This is a genomic window from Veillonella sp. S13053-19 (genome assembly GCF_002959835.1).
In the GTDB taxonomy this organism is placed as follows: Bacteria; Bacillota; Negativicutes; order Veillonellales; family Veillonellaceae; genus Veillonella; species Veillonella rogosae.
In genome coordinates this window covers 67071-87917 of the sequence record NZ_PPDA01000010.1, presented here as the reverse complement: position 1 = coordinate 87917, position 20847 = coordinate 67071, and the positions used below count along the sequence as shown (strand labels likewise).

At 39.0% G+C, this 20847-nt stretch carries 21 protein-coding genes and 1 tRNA gene; 20 read left to right on the top strand and 2 right to left on the bottom strand.

The genetic code is table 11. The annotated features are described in order from the left end of the window. Positions 1–28: 28 nt before the first annotated feature. Positions 29–2119 carry a transglycosylase domain-containing protein gene (locus VEHSUH06_RS06925; RefSeq protein ID WP_105098297.1) on the bottom strand — a complete coding sequence of 697 codons (2091 nt, stop codon included), beginning with the start codon at positions 2117–2119 and terminating at the stop codon, positions 29–31. 159 nt (positions 2120–2278) lie between these two features. Between VEHSUH06_RS06925 and tyrS the strand changes: the two genes are divergently transcribed. The 9 genes from tyrS to VEHSUH06_RS06880 all read left to right on the top strand — a co-directional run bounded on the left by tyrS (position 2279) and on the right by VEHSUH06_RS06880 (position 10876). After that, positions 2279–3487 carry a tyrosine--tRNA ligase gene (tyrS, locus tag VEHSUH06_RS06920; RefSeq protein WP_105098296.1) on the top strand — a complete coding sequence of 403 codons (1209 nt, stop codon included), beginning with the start codon at positions 2279–2281 and terminating at the stop codon, positions 3485–3487. Positions 3488–3727: 240 nt separating this feature from the next. Beyond that, a complete protein-coding gene (locus VEHSUH06_RS06915; RefSeq protein WP_105098295.1) occupies positions 3728–4345 on the top strand; it encodes a CoA pyrophosphatase in 618 nt (205 codons plus the stop codon). Next, complete coding sequence (locus tag VEHSUH06_RS06910) at positions 4342–4584, top strand: Zn-dependent protease with chaperone function (protein WP_105098294.1); 243 nt, start codon at positions 4342–4344, stop codon at positions 4582–4584. The genes VEHSUH06_RS06915 and VEHSUH06_RS06910 overlap by 4 nt, the downstream gene beginning before the upstream one ends. A 3-nt stretch (positions 4585–4587) precedes the next feature. Next, complete coding sequence (locus tag VEHSUH06_RS06905; protein ID WP_105098293.1) at positions 4588–5034, top strand: hypothetical protein; 447 nt, start codon at positions 4588–4590, stop codon at positions 5032–5034. 200 nt (positions 5035–5234) lie between these two features. Continuing rightward, positions 5235–5699 (top strand): IS200/IS605 family transposase, encoded by a 465-nt coding sequence (gene tnpA, locus VEHSUH06_RS06900; RefSeq protein WP_105098338.1) that lies wholly within the window; start codon positions 5235–5237, stop codon positions 5697–5699. Between the two features lie 250 nt (positions 5700–5949). Further along, positions 5950–8331: a phosphoenolpyruvate synthase gene (gene ppsA, locus VEHSUH06_RS06895; RefSeq protein ID WP_105098292.1), complete on the top strand. Its 2382-nt coding sequence runs from the start codon at positions 5950–5952 to the stop codon at positions 8329–8331. Positions 8332–8428: 97 nt separating this feature from the next. Then, positions 8429–9058: a helix-turn-helix transcriptional regulator gene (locus tag VEHSUH06_RS06890; RefSeq protein ID WP_009351664.1), complete on the top strand. Its 630-nt coding sequence runs from the start codon at positions 8429–8431 to the stop codon at positions 9056–9058. A 10-nt stretch (positions 9059–9068) separates the two neighbouring features. Further along, the gene (locus tag VEHSUH06_RS06885) at positions 9069–9890 is read left to right on the top strand and encodes a pyruvate, water dikinase regulatory protein (protein ID WP_105098291.1); all 822 of its coding nucleotides are present in this window, start codon (positions 9069–9071) and stop codon (positions 9888–9890) included. Further along, complete coding sequence (locus tag VEHSUH06_RS06880; protein WP_105098290.1) at positions 9887–10876, top strand: deoxyguanosinetriphosphate triphosphohydrolase; 990 nt, start codon at positions 9887–9889, stop codon at positions 10874–10876. The genes VEHSUH06_RS06885 and VEHSUH06_RS06880 overlap by 4 nt, the downstream gene beginning before the upstream one ends. Positions 10877–10960: 84 nt before the next feature. Here VEHSUH06_RS06880 and rpmB read toward each other — a convergent pair whose 3' ends face one another. Beyond that, the gene (rpmB, locus tag VEHSUH06_RS06875) at positions 10961–11149 is read right to left on the bottom strand and encodes a 50S ribosomal protein L28 (protein ID WP_005386334.1); all 189 of its coding nucleotides are present in this window, start codon (positions 11147–11149) and stop codon (positions 10961–10963) included. A 223-nt stretch (positions 11150–11372) separates the two neighbouring features. Between rpmB and recG the strand changes: the two genes are divergently transcribed. From recG to acpS, 11 genes are all read left to right on the top strand, one after another. Continuing rightward, entirely contained in the window at positions 11373–13415 is a 2043-nt protein-coding gene (recG, locus tag VEHSUH06_RS06870; RefSeq protein WP_105098289.1) for an ATP-dependent DNA helicase RecG, read from the top strand. A gap of 132 nt (positions 13416–13547) precedes the next feature. Next, positions 13548–13733, top strand: coding sequence for a 4-oxalocrotonate tautomerase (locus VEHSUH06_RS06865; RefSeq protein WP_004696087.1), 186 nt, complete (start codon positions 13548–13550; stop codon positions 13731–13733). Between the two features lie 76 nt (positions 13734–13809). Then, complete coding sequence (gene guaB / locus VEHSUH06_RS06860; protein ID WP_105098288.1) at positions 13810–15264, top strand: IMP dehydrogenase; 1455 nt, start codon at positions 13810–13812, stop codon at positions 15262–15264. A gap of 15 nt (positions 15265–15279) precedes the next feature. Continuing rightward, positions 15280–16002: a WecB/TagA/CpsF family glycosyltransferase gene (locus VEHSUH06_RS06855; protein ID WP_105098287.1), complete on the top strand. Its 723-nt coding sequence runs from the start codon at positions 15280–15282 to the stop codon at positions 16000–16002. Positions 16003–16015: 13 nt separating this feature from the next. Then, positions 16016–16657 (top strand): phosphatidylserine decarboxylase family protein, encoded by a 642-nt coding sequence (locus VEHSUH06_RS06850; RefSeq protein WP_105098286.1) that lies wholly within the window; start codon positions 16016–16018, stop codon positions 16655–16657. After that, positions 16650–17321 carry a CDP-diacylglycerol--serine O-phosphatidyltransferase gene (gene pssA, locus VEHSUH06_RS06845; RefSeq protein ID WP_105098285.1) on the top strand — a complete coding sequence of 224 codons (672 nt, stop codon included), beginning with the start codon at positions 16650–16652 and terminating at the stop codon, positions 17319–17321. The genes VEHSUH06_RS06850 and pssA overlap by 8 nt, the downstream gene beginning before the upstream one ends. 19 nt (positions 17322–17340) lie before the next feature. Continuing rightward, positions 17341–18603, top strand: a complete 1263-nt coding sequence (locus VEHSUH06_RS06840) for a glycosyltransferase family 2 protein (protein WP_105098284.1) — start codon at positions 17341–17343, stop codon at positions 18601–18603. 17 nt (positions 18604–18620) lie between these two features. Further along, a complete protein-coding gene (gene surE, locus VEHSUH06_RS06835) occupies positions 18621–19382 on the top strand; it encodes a 5'/3'-nucleotidase SurE (protein WP_105098283.1) in 762 nt (253 codons plus the stop codon). 54 nt (positions 19383–19436) lie between these two features. Beyond that, a tRNA-Leu gene (locus VEHSUH06_RS06830) sits at positions 19437–19520 on the top strand. A gap of 94 nt (positions 19521–19614) precedes the next feature. Then, positions 19615–20406, top strand: a complete 792-nt coding sequence (locus tag VEHSUH06_RS06825; protein ID WP_105098282.1) for a hypothetical protein — start codon at positions 19615–19617, stop codon at positions 20404–20406. 68 nt (positions 20407–20474) lie between these two features. After that, a complete protein-coding gene (gene acpS / locus VEHSUH06_RS06820) occupies positions 20475–20846 on the top strand; it encodes a holo-ACP synthase (RefSeq protein ID WP_009351374.1) in 372 nt (123 codons plus the stop codon). The last annotated feature ends 1 nt before the right edge of the window (position 20847 follow it).

Sequence of the window (20847 nt, the reverse complement as noted above, 5' to 3'; positions counted from 1 at the left end):
AGATGTTCCGCTCCTTTAGAGTATTAGATTAACGATCTTTTTTACTAGACTTTTTGCTTTTAGATGAATTAGATTTTTGTTCAGTCGCATCATCTTTTGAGCCACTGTCATCTTTTACAGCTTCATCTTTTGATTTGTCTTTATCGTCTTTTTTATCTGCTTTCTCGTCTTTTTTATCATCTTTTTTAGGCTGTGCTTTTGCAGGGTTATAATAACCTTCAGAGACAGCTGATTGAGCACTAGCAGGAACGGAGAAGTCAGAAGCAGGAGTATTGGCTAGAGCATTTGCCATAAATTGACCCCACATAATAGCAGGTGTGTCACCACCGGTGATGCCTCGTAATGTTTCCGAGCCATAGTCATCACCAATCCAAACGGCAGCTACTAAATCAGGCGTGTAACCAACGAACCAAGCATCCTTGGAATCATCTGTTGTACCAGTTTTACCTGCTGCAGGACGACCGATTGCGGCATTACCACCAGTACCGCCATTTATAACGGATTCTAGCATATTTGTAATGATTGCTGCATCTTTTTCGTCTACAACGCGTTTTTCTTGGATGGAGTGTTCCTCCACAACTTGACCGTTGCGATCTACAATTTTAAGGATTGCCGTAGGTTGAACTTTGATACCGCCATTAGCGAGAACGCCGTAAGCTTGTACCATTTCAAGAGGGGTAACACCATGTGTTAAACCACCAAGTGCTGTAGACAAGTTGTAATCTTGATCAGTTAGAGTAGAGATACCCATTTCTTTAGCAAGTTTAATAATCTTAGACATGCCTACTTCATCTGCAATTTTTACGGCAGCTACGTTACGAGAATGTTGTAATGCATAGCGATATGTAATATTACCTACGAAGTCATTTTCATAGTTTTTAGGGCTCCAGTTACCAAATGTAACAGGGCTATCATCTACGATAGAACCAGGAGTTTTACCAGATTGAATAGCTGCTAAATATACAAATGGCTTCATAGCGGAACCTGGTTGACGTTCTGCTTGTGTAGCACGGTTAAATGCATCATCACCGCGACCACCTACCATGGCTACGATGTAACCATTGTGAGGGTTCATTGCTACGATAGCACCTTGTGGTTGGTGTAAACCGTTTTTATCAGTATAGTAATTAGGCAAGTTTTGCATGGCTGCTACTGCCGCATTTTGTGCATCCATATCGAGGGTTGTATAGATTTTCAAACCATCTTTATAGATGGCATCATCGCCATATTTTTCAGAAACTTGAGCAATTACGTAGTTGATGAAGTATGACGCATTAGACTTTTCGTGAGTTTGTTCCTGTTTAGCAACTAAGCCTAAATCTGCTTGGCGCGCTTCATCAGCTTGCTCTTGTGTAATGTAACCGTATTTTACCATTTGGCCTAACACGACTGCTTGACGCTTTTTACTAGCTTCCAAATCATTGAATGGGGAGTAGTAGTTAGGACTTTGAGGTAAACCAGCGATTAGAGCTGCTTGAGCCAGTGTTAATTGACTGGCATCTTTACCGAAGTATACGTGAGATGCAGATTGTACACCGTAAGCACCTTGACCAAAGTAAATTTGGTTCATGTACATTTCAAGGATTTCATCTTTTGTGTAATGCTGTTCAATTTTGAGTGCTAATAAGGCTTCAGAAATTTTACGTTTAAATGTTCTATCTTGTGATAGGAACGCATTACGAGCTAACTGTTGAGTGATTGTGGAACCACCTTCAGATACGCCACTATGTACGATGTTTACCCATACGGCACGCAAGATACCGATTGGATCGATACCATGATGTGTGTAGAAACGAGAGTCCTCTGTAGCTACAAAGGCATTCTGTAAATCCTTTGGCACATCCTTCAATGGGATTGGCAAACGGTTTTCTGAGGAATGAACCGTTGTAATGAGATTGCCGTGCACATCGTAAATCTGTGACGATGCGGAAGGGCGTACATTAGATACGTCTGGTAGATTTGATAATGTGGCACTTATGAAACCACAGCCACCACCGGCTACGATGAGTACAAAGAGAAGAGCACAAATCCAAAATAGACGCTTTGGACTCGTTTTCTTCGGTGTAGAGCCATTGCCGTTTGACCGGCGATTGGATCTCGTATTTGAGTTACTACTCATAGAGTCACCTCTTTTTTCTTTTAGTAAATATAACGTAAATTCTATTACGCAGTTATAAATATTATATCATAAATGGCTTAAAACCAATACTATATATATAATTGTGAAAGTTTTTAGATAATGGTATACTAAAACAATAGTATTTCTAGGAGGATTATCATGATTAGTGCTCAAGAACAAGTGCGCCAAATTAAACACGGCGTAGCAGATTTAATTAACGAACAAGATCTTGTAAAAAAAATAGAGAAATCCATTAAGGAAAATAAACCATTAGTTGTAAAACTAGGTTTGGATCCTACAGCTCCAGATATTCATTTGGGTCATACAGTACCACTTCGTAAACTACGCTTATTCCAAGAATTTGGTCATCAAGTAGTTATCGTTATCGGTGGTTTTACTGCTCGTATTGGCGACCCATCAGGTAAAAGCGTAACACGCCCACCACTTACAAAAGAACAAGTGCTTGAAAATGCACAAACCTATAAAACTCAAATCTTCAAGGTATTAGATCCTGAAAAAACAATCGTCCGCGACAACAGCGAATGGTTAGAAGAGATGAACTTTGCTGACGTTCTTCGCTTAGCTGGGTCCTATACTGTTGCTCGTATGATGGAACGTGATGACTTCAACAAACGTTTTAAAGAAGGTCGTCCTATTGGCGTTCACGAGTTCATGTATCCTTTGATGCAAGGCCATGATTCCGTAGCATTACAGGCTGATGTAGAATTTGGCGGTACAGACCAAACTTTCAACTTGTTAATGGGCCGTCACTTACAAGAGGTAGAAGGTCAAGAACCACAAGTAGTTATTACAATGCCATTATTGGAAGGCCTTGATGGCGTTCAAAAAATGAGTAAATCTTTGGGGAACTATATCGGTATCGATGAAGAGCCAAAAGAAATGTACGGTAAAGCAATGTCTATTCCAGATGAATTGATGATGCGTTACTTCATGCTCGTTACAGATATGTCTATCGAAGAGCAAGATGATATGGCAAAACGTCTTGAAGCTGGGGAGTTACATCCACGTGATGCTAAAATGTTATTGGCTCGTACTATCGTACGCTTATACCATGGCGAAGAAGCTGCTCTCGAAGCGGAAGAAGAATTTAAACGCGTGTTCCAACAACGGGCGTTGCCTACAGATATTCCTGAATACGCTATGGATGCGCCAACTGACCCAATTTTTGTACCACAATTCTGCACAGATGCTGGTTTAACTGCTTCTAATGGTGAAGCACGTCGTTCTATTAAAGCGGGTGCTTTCAAAGTAAACGGTGAAAAATACAGCGAAGAAAATCTCACTCTTGAAGATGGCATGATCATTCAAGTAGGTAAACGTAAATTCGTAAAAATTAAATTTAACTAATATAAAACTGTGATGGGGTGCAGAACCTCATCACAGTTTTTTGTCTATTTTGTTGTTAAGATTTTTCTTTATTGTATCTCTATTGTAGGTCTATTGTATCTCTATTGTATTTACTAATACTAACCCCAAAATTGATGTACAAGTTAATGTATAATGAAAGTATATAAATTATATATTTAGAACATCTTATATTAATATATATCGTATACATTTACTGATAACATGTAAGAGGACATATTTATGGATAAGAAATTAACCATATTTTTAAAACAAAGAAAACATACTGTTCTCACTGATATCGATGTTATTACTGCGGCAGTAGCGGTTCCATTATTAGAAGTAGATGGGGAAGATCACGTAGTCTTTACAGTGCGCAGCAATAAGCTACGCCGTCAGCCCGGAGAAATTAGCTTTCCTGGTGGTCATTGTGAGCCTAATGATAAAAGCGGTGCTCATGCTGCTATGCGTGAATGCTCTGAAGAATTAGGTATAGATTTAGACCAAATAGAACTACTTGGCAATTTAGACTGTTTGGTATCTGCTATCGGGGTAAAACTATATGCCGTTGCAGTGCGATTACATACAAGTGATTTAAAACCTAATCCTGATGAAGTGGGAGAAGTGTTTACCGTGCCTTTGCAATATTTGCTAGATATGGAACCTACTGTAGGTCATCTAGATATAGCCACAAGACCATTAAAGGACTTTCCATTCCATCTATTAGAAGGCTATAACATCGATTGGAAAATTAGACAAAACTACTCCGTCTATTTCTATCCCTATGAGCAATACACCATATGGGGACTTACAGGACGAGTGTTGAAAAACTTTTTGGATATATACAAGGAAGTTAAATGAAACCTGAATTTGTTCCATGGCTATGGATTATTTATGTAGCTTATGTATTATATAAGAGATATAAAGAAAATAGTTATATAGAAAAATCTATAACTTTAATGGCTGTTATAAGTTTAATTATTGTTAGTGGAGGTTTTTCATTATTAATCTATTATGATATTTCACCTGAGTTCCAACTTATTTTAAATATATTGATTATAATAGTATTATTTATAATGAAAACATTATTTGGAGTGTAACAGATGGTAATAATACAGTGGCTTGGGTATACGATGCCCCCTATATGTATTGTCATTTCGATATTATTAATGATATATGGAAAGACTAAGCATATTAAATATTTAGATCCAGAGGTACCATTAGGACGCTTATTCTATTTTTTTGGCAATGCTTTTTCGTTTATGTGTTGTATTTTATTAATTAGTTTTGGTAGTGACGTAATACAATCAAAAGATATTGTTGAAGGGATTAATTATTTAATCTTAGGTTATTCCTTTGGTATTTATGGATTTACATTCTTTTTTATGACTGGCATGAGACGAGCTTATGATATAGGATTTCCATTTTGGGTATATCCAATTTTCATAGCATTAATACTTTTAAGTCTTTTTATCAATGATACTATTTTTGAATTCTTGATGCTTGGAATGTACCTATTTTTATTACAGCCAGGCAGAAATAACAATTAAGTAATAACTACGTTCTAAAAAGATGATTGTCTAATATTAGGCAATCATCTTTTTTAGTTGTACGCCGAATAGGCATGACTAAACCCCCAGTTAAACTGGGGGTCAATAAAAAATTCTTAGAGAAAAGGAAAGAACCTCCTAGTGATAAAATGAAGTTGGTCTGGCAACCACAACATTTTAACATAGGAGGTTCAATGTCAATGAATGACGTAAAAAGCTTATCACATAGTAAATGGAGATGTAAATATCATATTGTTTTTGCTCCAAAGTATAGAAGACAAATAATTTATGATCGGATAAAAGCTGATGTAGGTAAAATTTTAAGAGATTTATGTAAGAGAAAAAATGTAGAGATTATAGAAGCGGAATGCTGTCCGGATCATATTCATATGCTAGTAACGATACCACCACATTTAAGCGTATCAAGTTTTATGGGCTATTTAAAAAGTAAAAGTAGCCTCATGATATTCGATAAACACGCAAAGTTAAAATATAAGTATGGAAATAGACATTTCTGGTGTAGAGGATATTATGTGGATACGGTAGGACGATATGAAGGAGCGATAAAAGAGTATATTCGCAATCAACTACAAGAGGATATAGCGCAAGATACATTAAACTTTAAAGAATATACCGACCCATTTAGTGGTGAGCCAGTAAAATAGGCAAAAAGAAGTGGCAGCCAGTGGTAATAGAGTGGTTGTCAGATCGTTCATTGCCCTCTTTAGAGGGCCACTACTAGAGAAAGACCCTTATAGGGTCAGAACAAACCACCCGTTCTATGGGTGGTTATGATTTCTATTCAGTTTAATTAGTATTTTAATGCTTATAAAAATTGACAGATTACAAATTAAGGTATACTATTTATGTGTAAAAGGTTTAATGTGTTGCACTAATTGACTAGGAGGTTCTCACATGAATCGCGAAACAGCATACGTACTTTGGTTTGATGAATTAAAACGTGAAGATGTTAATTTAGTAGGTGGCAAGTCTTCTTCTTTAGGGGAATTGACGTCCTCCACTAATGTACCTGTACCTTATGGCTTTGCTACAACAGCTCATGGTTATCGTGAGTTTATGAAAGCAACAGGTTTAGAAGATAAAATCCGCGCTGAACTTGATGCGTTAGATGATGTAGAAAATTCTGCATTATTGCGTGAAGTATGTGCTAAAATTCGCCGCATGATTTGCGAAGAAGAAATGCCTAAAGAGTTGGCAGATGCTATCCGTAATGCTTATGAAGAACTTGGTAAAAAAGTAAACGAAGAAAATCCGTTCGTAGCGGTTCGTTCTAGTGCAACAGCAGAAGATTTGCCAGATGCAAGCTTCGCAGGCCAACAAGATACATATTTAAATGTACGTGGTGCTGACGTTATCATCGAAAAAGTAAAAGAATGTTATGCATCTACTTTCACAGACCGTGCAACATACTACCGTGTAAAACAAGGTTTTGATCATATGACAGTAGCTTTGAGTGCTGCTGTTCAAATGATGGTATTCTCTAAAGCAGCTGGTGTAATGTTTACTGTTGACCTCGTAACAGGCAACGATAACAACATCCTTATCGAAGGTTCTTGGGGCCTTGGTGAGTACGTTGTACAAGGTACAGTTACACCAGATAATTTCCATGTAGATAAAGCGAAAATGGAAATTACTGATCGCATGATCAATGACAAACATATTCGTTTAGTTCGTAAAGCTGATGGCGACTGCGTTGAAGAAATTGTTCCACCAGATGAAGCTAAAAAACAAGTTATTACAGATGCTCAAGTACTAGAGCTTGCTAAATATGCAATAGCAATCGAAAAACATTATGGTTGCTACATGGATATGGAATGGGGCGTAGATGAGCGAGATGATAAGATTTGGATCTTGCAAGCTCGTCCAGAAACAGTATGGTCTCGTAAAGAAAAACCAGAAACAACTGAAAAAACAAACTCTTTAGATACAGGCGATCGTGAAGTTGTAGTAAAAGGTTTGCCAGCCTCTCCTGGTAATGCAGCAGGTAAAGCTCACGTTATCATCAATCCTGAGGATATTGATGAATTCAAAGAAGGCGAAATCCTTGTCACTGCTATGACTGCTCCTGACTGGGTACCAGCTATGAAAAAGGCAAAAGCTATTGTTACTGATGCTGGTGGTATGACTTGTCATGCGTCCATCGTTAGCCGTGAGCTTGGTATTCCTTGTATCGTAGGTACTAAGAGCCGTAGCCATGAAGCAACAACATCTATTAAAGATGGTCAAATGATTACTGTTGATGCTACAAATGGTATCGTATACGATGGCGTATTAGAAGATATCGTTAAAAAGCCAGAAGCACAAGCTGCTACAGGCGTTGTAGCTGAATCTGTACCTGTAACAGGCACTAAAATTTACATGAACTTAGGCGATCCTGATTTGGCTGAAAAACATGGTGTGTTGCCATGTGATGGAATTGGTCTAATGCGTGAAGAGTTCATTTGGACTACTTTTATTCACGAACATCCATTACACCTTATCGAAACAGGCCGCAGTGATTTTGCAGTTAATACATTGGCTGAAGGTATGCGTAAAGTGTGTCAAGCATTAGCTCCTCGCCAAGTAGTAGTTCGTTTGAGCGACTTCAAATCTAGTGAGTATCGCGATCTTAAAGGTGGCGACAAATACGAACCTCATGAATCCAGTGCATTGCTTGGCTGGCGTGGTGCTTCTCGTTACTATGATCCAAAATATACACCTGCTTTCAAATTAGAATTAGAAGCAATTAAAAAAGTACGTAATGAATTTGGTTTTAAAAACTTGCAAGTTATGATTCCATTCTGCCGTACTGTAGAGGAAGCTGAATTAGTAACTAATTTAATGGCTCAAGAAGGTCTTGCTCGTAGTAAAGACTTCAAAGTATGGCTCATGGCTGAGATTCCATCCAACATCATCTTAGCTGATCAATTCAATAAATACGTAGATGGTTATTCCATCGGTTCTAACGACTTGACTATGCTCGTTCTCGGTTGTGACCGTGATAACGAAACAGTTCAACATATCTATGATGAACGTAATCTAGCAGTTCGCAGAGCAATTCGTCATCTCATTGAAGTGGCGCATAAAGATGGCAAAACTGTATCCATCTGTGGCCAAGCACCAAGCGTATACCCTGAACTTTGCGAATTCCTCGTGAAGAGCGGTATCGACTCCATTTCTGTTAACCCAGATGCGGTTGTGAACACTAAGAAAATGGTGGCTCAAATCGAACAAAGAATTATGCTCGATGCTATGACTGGTCGTGGTCGTCAAGAATCTGACGAACTAAATTGGTAATAATATAGTTATGGTAAAGAGGAGGCCCGTAGGTCTCCTCTTTTTCTGAATGGTAACTTAGGATATAATACAAACAGAGATGAAAGGGGGTTACCGTGTGAAACTGTCGAAACGACAAGAACAAATTGCTCAAATCGTTCGTGAAGAAGGACCTGTAACAGGCAGTGCTATTGCTGAGCATTTAGAGGTTACACGATCTGCATTGCGTTCAGATTTATCTGTATTAACTATGTTAGGTGTGCTAGATGCGCGTCCCAATGTAGGTTATTACTATGTAGGGCTTTCAAAGGAAACACAAACGGCTGAGCGATTAAAGTCATTTCTGGTAAGTGATGTATTATCTCAAGCAGTCGTGGTTAGTGGGGAAACTAGTTTATATGACACGATTGTTACTATATTTACAGAGGATGTAGGTACGATTTTAGTGTGTGATGATTCGTACCTAGTAGGTGTGGTATCTCGAAAAGATTTACTACGCGCCTCTATGGGTCAAACAGATTCGCACGCCATGCCTATATCTATGATCATGACCCCTGTTAGTAAGGTTATAACTGTGGAGCCTACCGATACCTTAGTAGAGGCGGCACAGAAGATGATAGATTATGAAGTAGATTGTTTGCCTGTTGTCGTTCGCGAGGACGTAGGGAACAAGAAACGATTAAAGGTTGTGGGCCGCGTGTCAAAAACGACGGTAGCAAAAGTATTTTTAGAATGTAGCATACATTGAGGTTGATAGAATGGCAGAAAAAATTATTTATGCAATATCGGATTCCCTAGGGGAAACCGCTGAGGCTGTAGCGCGAGCTACAGCCAGTCAATATGATAAGGAACAAATTGAAATTGTGCGCATTCCCTATATCGATAGTGAAAGCCAAATCGATGAAATCGTAGACGATGCAAAACGTGGACATCATGTTATTTGTCATACTATCGTGTCTGAGTCTTTGCGTAAATATCTTCACGAGAAGGTAGCTGAATACAAAATCCCTGCTGTAGATATTATGGGGCCTGTTCTCGATGCAGTTGGTACTGTAGCAACGACTAAGCCTCGTATGACAGCAGGTATGGTTCATAAGCTTGACCAAGAATATTTTAAAAAGGTTGAAGCCATTGAATTTGCCGTAAAATATGACGATGGTAAAAATCCATCTGGTTTTGAAAAGGCTGATGTAGTTATTATTGGTGTATCCAGAACTAGTAAGACTCCATTATCTATGTTCTTGGCGTACAAAAAGATTAAAGCGGCGAACTTGCCATTAGTACCTGAGGTACCATTACCAGAGGAACTATTTAAGATTCCAGCGAAGAAAATCGTGGGCCTTATTATTGACCCATTTAAATTAAATAATATTCGTAGTGAACGTTTACGCGCTATCGGTCTTGAAGATGAAGCAAACTACGCATCTATTGAGCGTATTCAGGCCGAACTAGAATATGCGAAAGCTATTATGCGCCGTTTGCACTGCCAAGTATTAGATGTTTCTAATAAATCCATTGAAGAAACCGCTTCTCTTGTGATGCAGTTAATCGATAAAAACCGCGCATCGGAGGGTAAATGAATATACGGGAACAAATAGAGGAACGGGAGGCTTTACTCCTGTCCCCTTATGCAGCTAAAAGCCGCGATGCAATTCGTGATGAAGAGGAAGCTCCCGATCCACTTAGAACAGCGTTCCAACGTGATCGGGACCGCATTATTCACAGTAAATGTTTTAGACGGTTAAAGCATAAGACACAAGTATATATTGCACCAGGCGACCATTATCGGACGCGTATGACTCATACCCTTGAGGTAGGTCAAATTGGGCGTACTGTGGCTCGTGCATTGCGTTTAAACGAAGATCTTGTAGAGGCTATTGCTATGGGCCACGATGTGGGCCACACTCCATTTGGTCACGTCGGTGAATATGCATTGCGCGACATGGTGGGGCACTTCAATCATAATGAGCAAAGCTTGCGTATGGTTGAGGTCTTAGAAAAGCATTGCGACCACCAAGGTCTTAATTTAACGACTGCTGTACGCGATGGCATTTTAGGCCATACAGGGGCTCATATCCCTGACACTTTGGAAGGTCAAATCATTCGTATCGTAGACCGCATTGCTTATTTGTGCCACGATTTTGACGATGCACAACGGGCAGGTATGTTGACCGCTGAGGAGTTGCCCTTTGAAGTGCGCGAGCATTTTGGTATGACTCCATCTAGTATGATTACTGCCATGGTTGAAGATATGGTACGGGAGTCCTTAGATAAACCAGTAATTTCTATGTCCAGTGATGTGGAAATGACTATGAATCTATTCCGCCAATTTATGTTTAAAAACGTTTACTTGGCGCCAGCATTAATTCCTGATCGAAATAAAGCATCTCATGTGGTGAAAAATTTATTTACTCATTTTATGGAGCACCCAGATGATATGGAAGGGTGTGAAAGTGGTAAGGAATTTTATTCTACACTTGATGTAGTAGACTATGTGGCTGGCTTAACAGACCAATATGCTATTAAGCTCTTTAAACAATACTACATTCCAAATATTACCTTATAAATAACAAAAAAAGCAGTTAGTTCAAATTGAACTAACTGCTTTTTTGGGGCTCTAGAACCCCAAAGAGTACATGTACTTTTTATTTTACGCGCGTGTAATTTTATTAGAACGAAGGCAGCGAGTGCATACGTTTACTTTTTTAGTAGCACCGTCTACAACCGCCCGTACTCTTTGAATGTTCGGTTTCCAAGTTTTTCTTGTGCGAATGTGAGAATGACTCACGTTCATACCGCTAGATGTGGATTTGCCACATACTTCGCAAAGGTTTGCCATAGTTTCCACCTCCAAGCTTAATCTATAACATAACAAAAGTATATTATCATAAAGAGTAGCTTAAAGCAAGTATTTTTATCGTACATATTGCTCTTTTTATGAAATATACTACAATATAAGGTATACTATATATCATATTCTATGATATGAGAGGGCTTTTACACAAGGATATACAGAAATTGGATATATCTCATGTGTTTATCGTATATTTAAAGGAGTTTCTATGGATGAACGGTTGACGACCATAAAGGGGATTGGTCCTGGTCGAGAGAAACAATTACATAAGTTGGGAATTACCAATATAACATCCTTGTTAACGTATTTCCCAAGAACCTATGAAGACCGCCGTACGATTTATAGAATTGGTGATTTAAAATCTGGCATGACTGGTGGCGTGGTAGGTAATGTTATAGCAGTTCAAGAGAAACGTCCTCGCCCTCGATTGTCTATTTTAGAAGTAGTCATTGCAGATGGTACTGGTCCTTTAAAGATTGTCCTATTTAACCAAGGCTATAAGAAGAACTTTTACAAAAAAGGTCAGCGTCTATATGCATATGGTAAAGCGGAATTTCAATATGGCTCTATGCAAATGAATACGCCACAAATAGAAAACTTGGGAGATGGTGGGGAGCCAGATCGAGGTATCGTTCCTATTTATGCTTTGGCTGATGGAGTATCTCAATTTGTTGTGCGTTCATCGGTACGAAATTGGTTTGCCGCTAATCATGAGTTACCTGAGATTTTACCTAAAGAGGTTCTCGAGGCTCACCATTATATGAGTCGATATGATGCATTTAAGATGATGCATTTTCCCGACTCTTCTGAGCGTTACGAAGAGGCTCGTCATCAACTCGCCTATGAAGAGCTATTTGTGATGCAATCGGGCTTAGCCTTGTTGCGTAATAAAGAGCAGTGCCATAGAGGTCCGAAAATGGGGCCTAATGGAGAGTTAATGGCGCAATGTATTGAAAATCTACCATTCTCTTTGACCGGTGATCAACAGCGTGCATTAGAGGACATTCGTATCGATATGGAAGATGAACGTCCTATGCAACGTTTGTTACAAGGTGATGTAGGGTCCGGTAAAACCGTTGTAGCTACGTTGAGTTTGTTGAAAGCCATTGAAAATGGGTACCAAGGGGCGTTAATGGCTCCAACGGAGATTTTGGCTGCACAACATTACGAAGGTATAACAGAAGTGTGTGGTAATTTGGGGATTACCATAGAGCTATTAACGGGATCTACTACCAAAAAAGAAAAAGAACGCATCTATGAAGGGTTAGCTGATGGATCGATTCATATGATTATTGGCACCCATGCTCTTATTCAAGAAGGTGTTAACTTCCACAACCTAGGACTTGTTATTATAGATGAACAACATCGTTTTGGTGTAGAACAACGGGCTAGACTGCAACAGAAGGGTACATATCCGCACGTACTTATTATGACAGCCACACCGATTCCACGGACTATGACATTATCTGTATATGGAGATTTAGCAGTTTCTTTAATTAAAGAGATGCCGCCAGGCCGTAAGCCTGTAAAAACGTATGTTGTAGATAGTTCTTATAAAGATCGATTACGGGCATTCTTTGGTAAGGAGATGGCGGAAGGGCGCCAAGTCTACGTAGTGTGTCCACTCGTCGAAGAGTCTGAAAAATTAGACTTACAAGCGGCTGAAGAACTGTATTTAGAACTAAAAGAATACTTTTACAAAGCCTATGAAGTGGGACTCGTTCATGGGCGCATGAAACCTAGTGACAAAGACGAAGTAATGAATGCATTCCACAAGGGAGACATTTCATTACTCGTTTCCACCACGGTTATCGAGGTTGGTGTCAATGTACCTAATGCGACTATCATGTGTATTGAAGGGGCTGAACGATTTGGTCTATCTCAATTGCATCAGTTGCGTGGCCGTGTAGGTCGTGGTTCTCATCAGTCCTATTGTATTTTAGTAAGTGATTCAAAAAATGATGTAAGCCAAGAGCGTTTGAAGCTAATGGAACAAACGCAAGATGGTTTTGAACTAGCAGAGCAAGATCTATTGTTGCGCGGATCAGGTCAATTATTCGGATTAGCTCAATCGGGCTTACCTGATTTGCGGGTGGCTAACATTATCAAAGATATTGAAATTCTAGTGGAGGCTCGCAAGGATGTACTAGACTTTGCAAGTCAATTCGGAATGGAAACATTAGAATCTGTAATGAAAGAAGAATTAGAAAAAAGATTTGGTGAAAAATTCCTAAGAATATTGTATAATTAAGAGGTAGGAATTATAAGTACATAAGTATCGATAATATTAGATTTTATCTGGCTTTTTCCCTTGTGTATATGTTCCTCATACCGTATAATAGAACAAACAATTTATTTCATTTTTTCATCTATGGAGGTCAATATGCCAATTATCCACGTAGAGCTCGTTGAAGGGCGCACAAAAGAACAAAAGAAACAATTAGGTGAAGCTATCACTAAAGCTGCGGTTGATATCGTAAATGTTCCTGCTGATGCAGTAAAAGTTATCTTCGTAGATATGAAAAAAGATGATTATATGGAAGGCGGCATTTTGCGGTCTGAACGCTAAGCTACGACTGACCGCCTAGTCCATAGGGACTAGGCGGGTCGTAGTTTTGTTTTATTATACGGAAAGGAAATAAATAATGAGAGACGATAAATTTGGTATGCGTGGACTCACTTTTGATGATGTATTACTAGTACCAGCGGCTTCTGATGTGCTGCCCAATCAAGTGGAGTTAAAAACTCAACTAACTCGCGACATAACGTTAAATATTCCTATGATTAGTTCTGGGATGGATACGGTTACTGAATCTCGTATGGCTATTGCTATGGCTCGTGAAGGTGGCCTTGGCGTTATCCATAAGAATATGTCTATTGAAGAACAGGCCCATGAAGTTGACAAGGTAAAGCGCTCTGAACATGGTGTTATCGTTGATCCTATTTTCTTAAGCCCTCAAAATTTACTATCTGATGTAGCAGAAATTATGGAAAAATATAAAATTTCTGGTGTACCTATCACAGAACATGGTAAACTAGTAGGGATCATAACAAATCGCGATATGCGTTTTGAAACTGATTTAACTCGCCAAATTGGAGACTGCATGACAAAGGACACCCTTGTCACTGCACCGGAAGGTACGTCTCTAGAAGAGGCGAAAGCTATTTTAAGTGAACATCGTATTGAAAAATTACCTCTCGTAGATGGCGGTGGTAACTTAAAAGGTTTAATTACTATAAAAGATATTGAAAAAGCGACAAAATATCCAAATGCAGCTAAAGATGCTAGTGGTCGATTATTAGTCGGTGCCGCAGTAGGTGTATCTCAAGATATGTATGATCGTCTTGATGCCCTTGTATCTGCTAAAGCAGACGTAATTATCGTCGATACTGCTCATGGTCATTCTGCAGGTGTACTACGTACATTGAAGGACATAAAACAAGCTTATCCTCATATTCCAGTAATTGCTGGTAATGTGGCTACTGCAGCAGGTACTGAGGCCCTTATTGAAGCGGGTGCTGATGCTGTTAAGGTTGGTATTGGACCTGGCTCTATTTGTACAACTCGCGTTATTGCTGGTATTGGGGTGCCTCAAATTACAGCGGTCTATGAGGCTGCTCAAGTAGGTCGTCGCTATGGAATTCCTATCATCGCTGATGGGGGCATAAAATATTCTGGCGATATTGCTAAAGCTATTGCAGCTGGTGCTAATGTAGTTATGATGGGCAATATTTTAGCTGGTACTGATGAAAGCCCGGGGGAACAAGTAATTTATCAAGGTCGTTCCTATAAAGTATACCGTGGCATGGGTAGCTTAGGGGCTATGAAACTTGGTAGTAAAGATCGATATTTCCAAACAGAAGCTAAGAAATTAGTTCCTGAAGGTATAGAAGGTCGCGTACCGTATAAAGGTATGTTGGCCGATACAATTTTCCAAATGGTTGGTGGTTTGCGTGCAAGTATGGGGTATTGCGGATGTCATAACATCCAAGAAATGATTGAAAATACTCAATTCATTCAAATTACAGCGGCTGGTTTGAAAGAAAGTCATCCGCATGATGTAAGCATTACCGTTGAGGCACCAAATTATAGTGGTTGATAATGGAGTATTACATTGAATAAACGTATTTCTGTTTTATCTGTGCCTATCGATTGTGTAACAATGGATGAGGCAGTCCAACGAATTTTACAAATGACTGAACAGCCGGGGCTACACTTAGTAGCCACGGCTAATGCAGAAATGGTTATGTTGGCTAATGAAAATCCTACATTGCACACCATATTGAATGATGCTAGTCTCGTCGTGCCTGACGGGGCTGGCATTTTGTGGGCTGCAGAACGTCAAGGTGAACATGTGCCTGAACGTGTAACAGGTGTAGACGTAACTAAGGAGTTGTTCAAAGTTGCGGCTACCCATCAAATTCCTGTATACTGCTTAGGGGCAGCACCTGGTGTTGCTCAGCGTGCAGTTGATAATTTAGCGGCTCAAGTGGGTGAGTTAAATATAGCAGGAATTCATGATGGATTCTTCGATAGCGCAGAGGAACAAGAAATCATTAATACTATTGGTGAATCTAAGGCGAAATTAGTATTTGTTGCCTTAGGTGTACCAAAGCAAGAGCAATGGATCGCAGAAAAGTTAAGTCACCTTGATGGCGTAGTAGCTATCGGTATTGGTGGTTCCTTTGATGTCTTGGCAGGTAATATTCCTCGGGCTCCAGAATGGATGCAACGGAATCGACTTGAATGGTTGTATCGATTATATTTAGAACCTCAACGGATTGGCCGCATGTTGGCTATTCCAAAGTTTATGTGGACCGTTATTAGAAATAAATAGGGAGTGTTGAATCGTGCCTACAGGACCAATTATTAAGGAAGGGTTTCCACTGATAGGGGCTATGCTCGTTATCACAGTGGTATTAGGATTTTTAGGACATTATGTAATTGCGATTATTTCATTTATTTTGGCATTATTTTTCGTCAATTTCTTTAGAAATCCTAAACGTGTAATCCCTCAAGATCCAGAATTGATTTTGTCCCCTGCAGATGGGAAAATCATGGATATTTCTGATGTATATGAAGATATTTACTTACATAAAGAATGTAAAAAGGTGACTATCTTCCTATCTGTTTTTGACGTACATGCTAATCGTGCGCCTATAGATGGTAAAATTACGTACCGTCACTATACGATGGGCAGTTTCTTGCCTGCCTTCAAAGATGATGTAGGCTTTGAAAATGAACGTCATACGATTTGCATTGAGAATGATCGTACCTCCGTTTTAGTAACACAAATCGCAGGCCTTTTGGCAAGACGTATCGTATCTTGGACAGACCTAGATAGCGTGCTTGAACGCGGTCAATTGTACGGAATGATTAAGTTCGGCTCCTGTACTGAGCTCTATATGGATAAGAATGTAGAGTTATTCGTGGAAAAAGGTCAACATATTACTGGTGGTGACACTGTTATCGGGAGGTTACGTCATGAATAAATCTATAATTCCAAATTTATTTACTAGTGCTAATTTAGCCTTTGGTGTGCTAGGTATCACCTTATCTGCTACAGGCAATACTTTCTATGCTGCTATTTGCGTATTATTATCTCTCGTAGCGGATGGATTAGATGGTCGTGTTGCAAGAGCGCTAGGTGTAGCAGGTCCTATGGGGCGTGAACTAGACTCTTTGTCTGATGTAGTGGGCTTTGGTGTAGCGCCGGCTTACATGCTTTATATGAAAGAACTTTATGGTTTAGGCTGGGTAGCTTATGTACCACTATTAGTTTTTGCTGTCCTTGGTGCATTCCGCCTTGCTCGTTTTAACATTAAAACCGATGAAGTACATGGTTACTTTGAAGGATTACCAATTCCAGCGGCAGGCTGTTTGGCGGCAACGTACGTATTGTGTGGCGTACCTGTGCCTCAATTTGTGTTGGTAGTTTGCATGATTGGTGTAGGCATCCTTATGGTTAGTGAAGTAAAATATCCTGACTTTAAAGGTAAGAGCGAAATTTATATTAATAAGCTTTCTTATGTGCTTACAGCAATTTTCGTGATAGCATGTCTCGTGTATGATTGGCATACTTGGGCTGTTATGATTTTTGCAGGCTATGTAATGTTTGGGCTCATCAACGGGGCTTTAAATATAGTACGTAAATAGGTGTGTGGAGGAAAATAGTATGAATTACCTACTGGATCTAGTACTGATCCCTATGCAGGTAATAATCGTAATCTATACGGTTTATTATTTTATACTCGCCGTTGTTGGTATGTGGCGGTCGCGAGTACATAAGAACTATACCCCTAAAAACTCCTTTGCCATCGTTGTATGTGCTCATAATGAGGAAGCTGTAGTTGGTGAGTTAATAAAAAACTTACGTGGCTTAGATTATCCTGATGAGCTGTACGATATCTTTGTGGTAGCAGATAACTGTACAGATAAGACAGCTGAAGTAGCAAGTGCTGCTGGTGCTAATGTGCATGTGCGCGAAAACAAACAAGAAGTAGGTAAAGGTTATGCTATGGGGTGGATGTTTGATCGAGTAGAGAAAATGGAAAGGAAATACGATGCCTTTCTTATCTTTGATGCCGATAATTTAGTACATCCCCAATTTATGTTAGAAATGAATGATCACCTTGAAAAAGGCGAGTCAGTAATTCAAGGTTACCTCAACTCTAAAAACCCAACGGATTCTTGGGTAGCAGGGACGTTCTCCATCGCGTTCTGGATGGTAAACCATATGTGGCACTTAGCAAAATATCGCATTGGTTTGTCTACAGCTTTGGGTGGCACAGGTATGTGTATCCGTACATCCATCATTCGCGAGTACGGTTGGGATTGTAATAGCTTGACTGAGGATATGGAATTCTCTATGAAGTTATTAACTCATGGTATCCGTACGTGTTGGGGCCATGATGCCATCGTATACGATGAAAAGGTAACGACCATGAAGGCCTCCTGTAAACAGCGTTTGCGTTGGGCTCAAGGTCAATTTGACTGTGCAGGTCGATATATTCCTAAATTGTTTGCTACAGGCATTAAAACAGGGAATATTATGATTTTGGATGGTATTTTCCAAGTAAGTCAACCGTATTTCTTATTGTTGACTACTGTATACTTGGTGTTGTCTTACATCAATGCGTATACACCGATTTATACAAATATTTTGTATCAAATCCTGCCAATGTCTGTTTGGACTATTATCGGTGTTGGCCAATATTTATTCCCATTAATCGTATTATTGAAAATTAAGGTACCACCAAAGATTTGGTTCTACTATTTACTATATCCATTATTTGTATATTCTTGGATTCCAGTAAATATTTTAGGTTGGTTCCGTCGTCATAACAAAGTATGGTCTCACACAGTTCATACGAGAGCCGTTGGCTTAGGTGACGTAAAATTAACGCGTATGGGTAATATGAATAAGAATCAAAAATAGAATCTGTAGGAGTGACTATGCATATTTTAATGTGTAATGATGATGGTATTTTGGCAGATGGTTTACGCCATCTTGCATCGTACTTAAGTCAATATTATCGAATTACCGTTGTAGCACCTGCGAATGAACAAAGTGCTAAATCCCATGCATTGACGACTGAGGTTCCATTAAAACTAGATGCGTACAATGGCGAGGATGAAAATCCTCGCCTTTATGCTCTAACGGGAACACCGTCTGATTGTATGAAGTTTGGCCTTAGTTATTTATTGACCGATGATATGCCTGACCTTGTAATCTCTGGTATTAATCATGGTTTTAACTTAGGCTCTGATGTATTGTATTCTGGTACTGTATCAGCTGCTATGGAAAGTTGTTTTTACGGTATTCCTGGATTAGCTTTGTCTGTTGAACGCTATTCTACTGAACGAGGCGATGAAATACATCCCTTTATTCATGAATTGATCGATAAAATTTATGTTAAGGGCCAGTTTAGTGGTTTACTTAATGTGAACTTCCCGTTGCGAGGCATTTGTGACTGGGATCATTTTAAAATGGTGAGCCAAGGCTTGCAAACTTATAGTAATATTATCGATGCTCGTATCAACTCGAGAGGGCAGGACTACTATTGGCTAGCAGGTGAATTAGATTATGGTGCTGAAAGTGTGCCTACTGATGTAGAATATGCTCGTAAGGGATATATTACAGGGGTAGCACTTACGTGGAAACAGCAATGTGATTCCGATATGGAAGCTGTTAAAAATATTTTAGGGAAAATATAAAAAACAGGTTGACATTGTGTAGGGATGTCTGTATAATAACAAATGTTCCGAGACGCCGGAGTGGCGGAATGGCAGACGCACTTGACTCAAAATCAAGCGGGTAACACCGTGTGGGTTCAAGTCCCACCTCCGGCACCAACTTTAGGCGGTAAGACTTTTGTCTTACCGCCTATTTTTTATATTTATTGAATTTATATACTTAATATACATTTTCCTTTTTTGAGGTGACATTATGGATCAAGGTGTAATTGACTATATTGCTAATGTCTTTGATATTCCAAAGCTAACACAACATGTAAGTGCTGTTCAAATGCCATTGCCTTTATCTCGTTTAGCAGAAATCCCATTAGATGCGGGCGTAAATCAATGCCAAGGATTTTGTTATAACTCTAAAAAAGATGTTTTTGTTTTAGCTTGTATTAACTCTGAAAATACAAAGCAAATTATTTACGAAATTAATCCTACAACCTTTAAGATAGTTGCAAAATATGAATATAGTCATAAAAAGCTGTTAGGCCACATGAATACCTTAACTTATAATCCTAACAATAATCGCTACTATACGACAAATGCCGTTGTAGATGGTTATATTGTTACGCCTATAGAGGCGGATAGTATGATTGTAGAAGCACCTATTAGATTAAAAGAAAAGGTATTTAACTTTGCCTTTGATAAAGACCGTAATGAATACGTATCTATTGTGCCGTTAACAAATTCTCATCGTACAATTAATTATTATGACTCTAATTTTAATAAGATTAAGACTTATAAGATTGACGCAGAGCATACAGATTTAAACAATAATGGTGCTTATGCTGGCAATGGTAATGCTATTTTTACAACCTTAACAACCTTTGTTTTTGTCGATGAAGAAGGGGTTGTGAAAAATATTAGTCCTTATACATCTGGTATGGAGGTTGAGGATATGGATTATCGGAATGGTCAAATGTATATGGCTGTAAATCGTAAGGGGAAAGTTGAAATTTACGGCTTGCCTAGTTTACCATTCTCTGTAAATGCCTAGATATTATTTATGTTTTAATCCCTTTTAAGAGTGTATAATAATAGTGTTAGGGTATTTTAGGAGCTATTATGAAATTAGGGAACGATATTATAGAAATTGAACGTATCCGCCAAGCTATAGAGCGGTCTAGTTCATTTGTGGAACGTGTGTATACGCCTCATGAGATAGATTATTGTGAAAGTCGTAATAAAGGGCGTTATGAATCCTTCGCAGGAATTTATGCCGCAAAAGAGGCGTTTATTAAAGCGCTAGGAACGGGGATGCGGCACGGATCTTGGCAAGATATAGAAATATATCACGATGAATTAGGGGCGCCTTTGATCCGTTTACAAGATACTTTCAAAAATATCTATGAAACCTTAGGTTATACTAATATTCACGTATCAATTAGTCATTGCAAGGAATACGCAATGAGTACGGTTATACTTGAAGGAGCATAAG

Bases quoted from the DNA above. Each gene is read 5' to 3' on its own strand.
- VEHSUH06_RS06840 (WP_105098284.1), top strand. From the start codon at position 17,341: ATGAATTACCTACTGGATCTAGTACTGATCCCTATGCAGGTAATAATC.
- guaB (WP_105098288.1), top strand. From the start codon at position 13,810: ATGAGAGACGATAAATTTGGTATGCGTGGACTCACTTTTGATGATGTA.
- acpS (WP_009351374.1), top strand. From the start codon at position 20,475: ATGAAATTAGGGAACGATATTATAGAAATTGAACGTATCCGCCAAGCT.
- tyrS (WP_105098296.1), top strand. From the start codon at position 2,279: ATGATTAGTGCTCAAGAACAAGTGCGCCAAATTAAACACGGCGTAGCA.
- VEHSUH06_RS06825 (WP_105098282.1), top strand. From the start codon at position 19,615: ATGGATCAAGGTGTAATTGACTATATTGCTAATGTCTTTGATATTCCA.
- VEHSUH06_RS06885 (WP_105098291.1), top strand. From the start codon at position 9,069: ATGGCAGAAAAAATTATTTATGCAATATCGGATTCCCTAGGGGAAACC.
- VEHSUH06_RS06910 (WP_105098294.1), top strand. From the start codon at position 4,342: ATGAAACCTGAATTTGTTCCATGGCTATGGATTATTTATGTAGCTTAT.
- surE (WP_105098283.1), top strand. From the start codon at position 18,621: ATGCATATTTTAATGTGTAATGATGATGGTATTTTGGCAGATGGTTTA.
- VEHSUH06_RS06865 (WP_004696087.1), top strand. From the start codon at position 13,548: ATGCCAATTATCCACGTAGAGCTCGTTGAAGGGCGCACAAAAGAACAA.
- VEHSUH06_RS06905 (WP_105098293.1), top strand. From the start codon at position 4,588: ATGGTAATAATACAGTGGCTTGGGTATACGATGCCCCCTATATGTATT.
- VEHSUH06_RS06880 (WP_105098290.1), top strand. From the start codon at position 9,887: ATGAATATACGGGAACAAATAGAGGAACGGGAGGCTTTACTCCTGTCC.
- VEHSUH06_RS06915 (WP_105098295.1), top strand. From the start codon at position 3,728: ATGGATAAGAAATTAACCATATTTTTAAAACAAAGAAAACATACTGTT.
- VEHSUH06_RS06925 (WP_105098297.1), bottom strand. From the start codon at position 2,119: ATGAGTAGTAACTCAAATACGAGATCCAATCGCCGGTCAAACGGCAAT.
- ppsA (WP_105098292.1), top strand. From the start codon at position 5,950: ATGAATCGCGAAACAGCATACGTACTTTGGTTTGATGAATTAAAACGT.
- recG (WP_105098289.1), top strand. From the start codon at position 11,373: ATGGATGAACGGTTGACGACCATAAAGGGGATTGGTCCTGGTCGAGAG.
- rpmB (WP_005386334.1), bottom strand. From the start codon at position 11,149: ATGGCAAACCTTTGCGAAGTATGTGGCAAATCCACATCTAGCGGTATG.
- tnpA (WP_105098338.1), top strand. From the start codon at position 5,235: ATGAATGACGTAAAAAGCTTATCACATAGTAAATGGAGATGTAAATAT.
- pssA (WP_105098285.1), top strand. From the start codon at position 16,650: ATGAATAAATCTATAATTCCAAATTTATTTACTAGTGCTAATTTAGCC.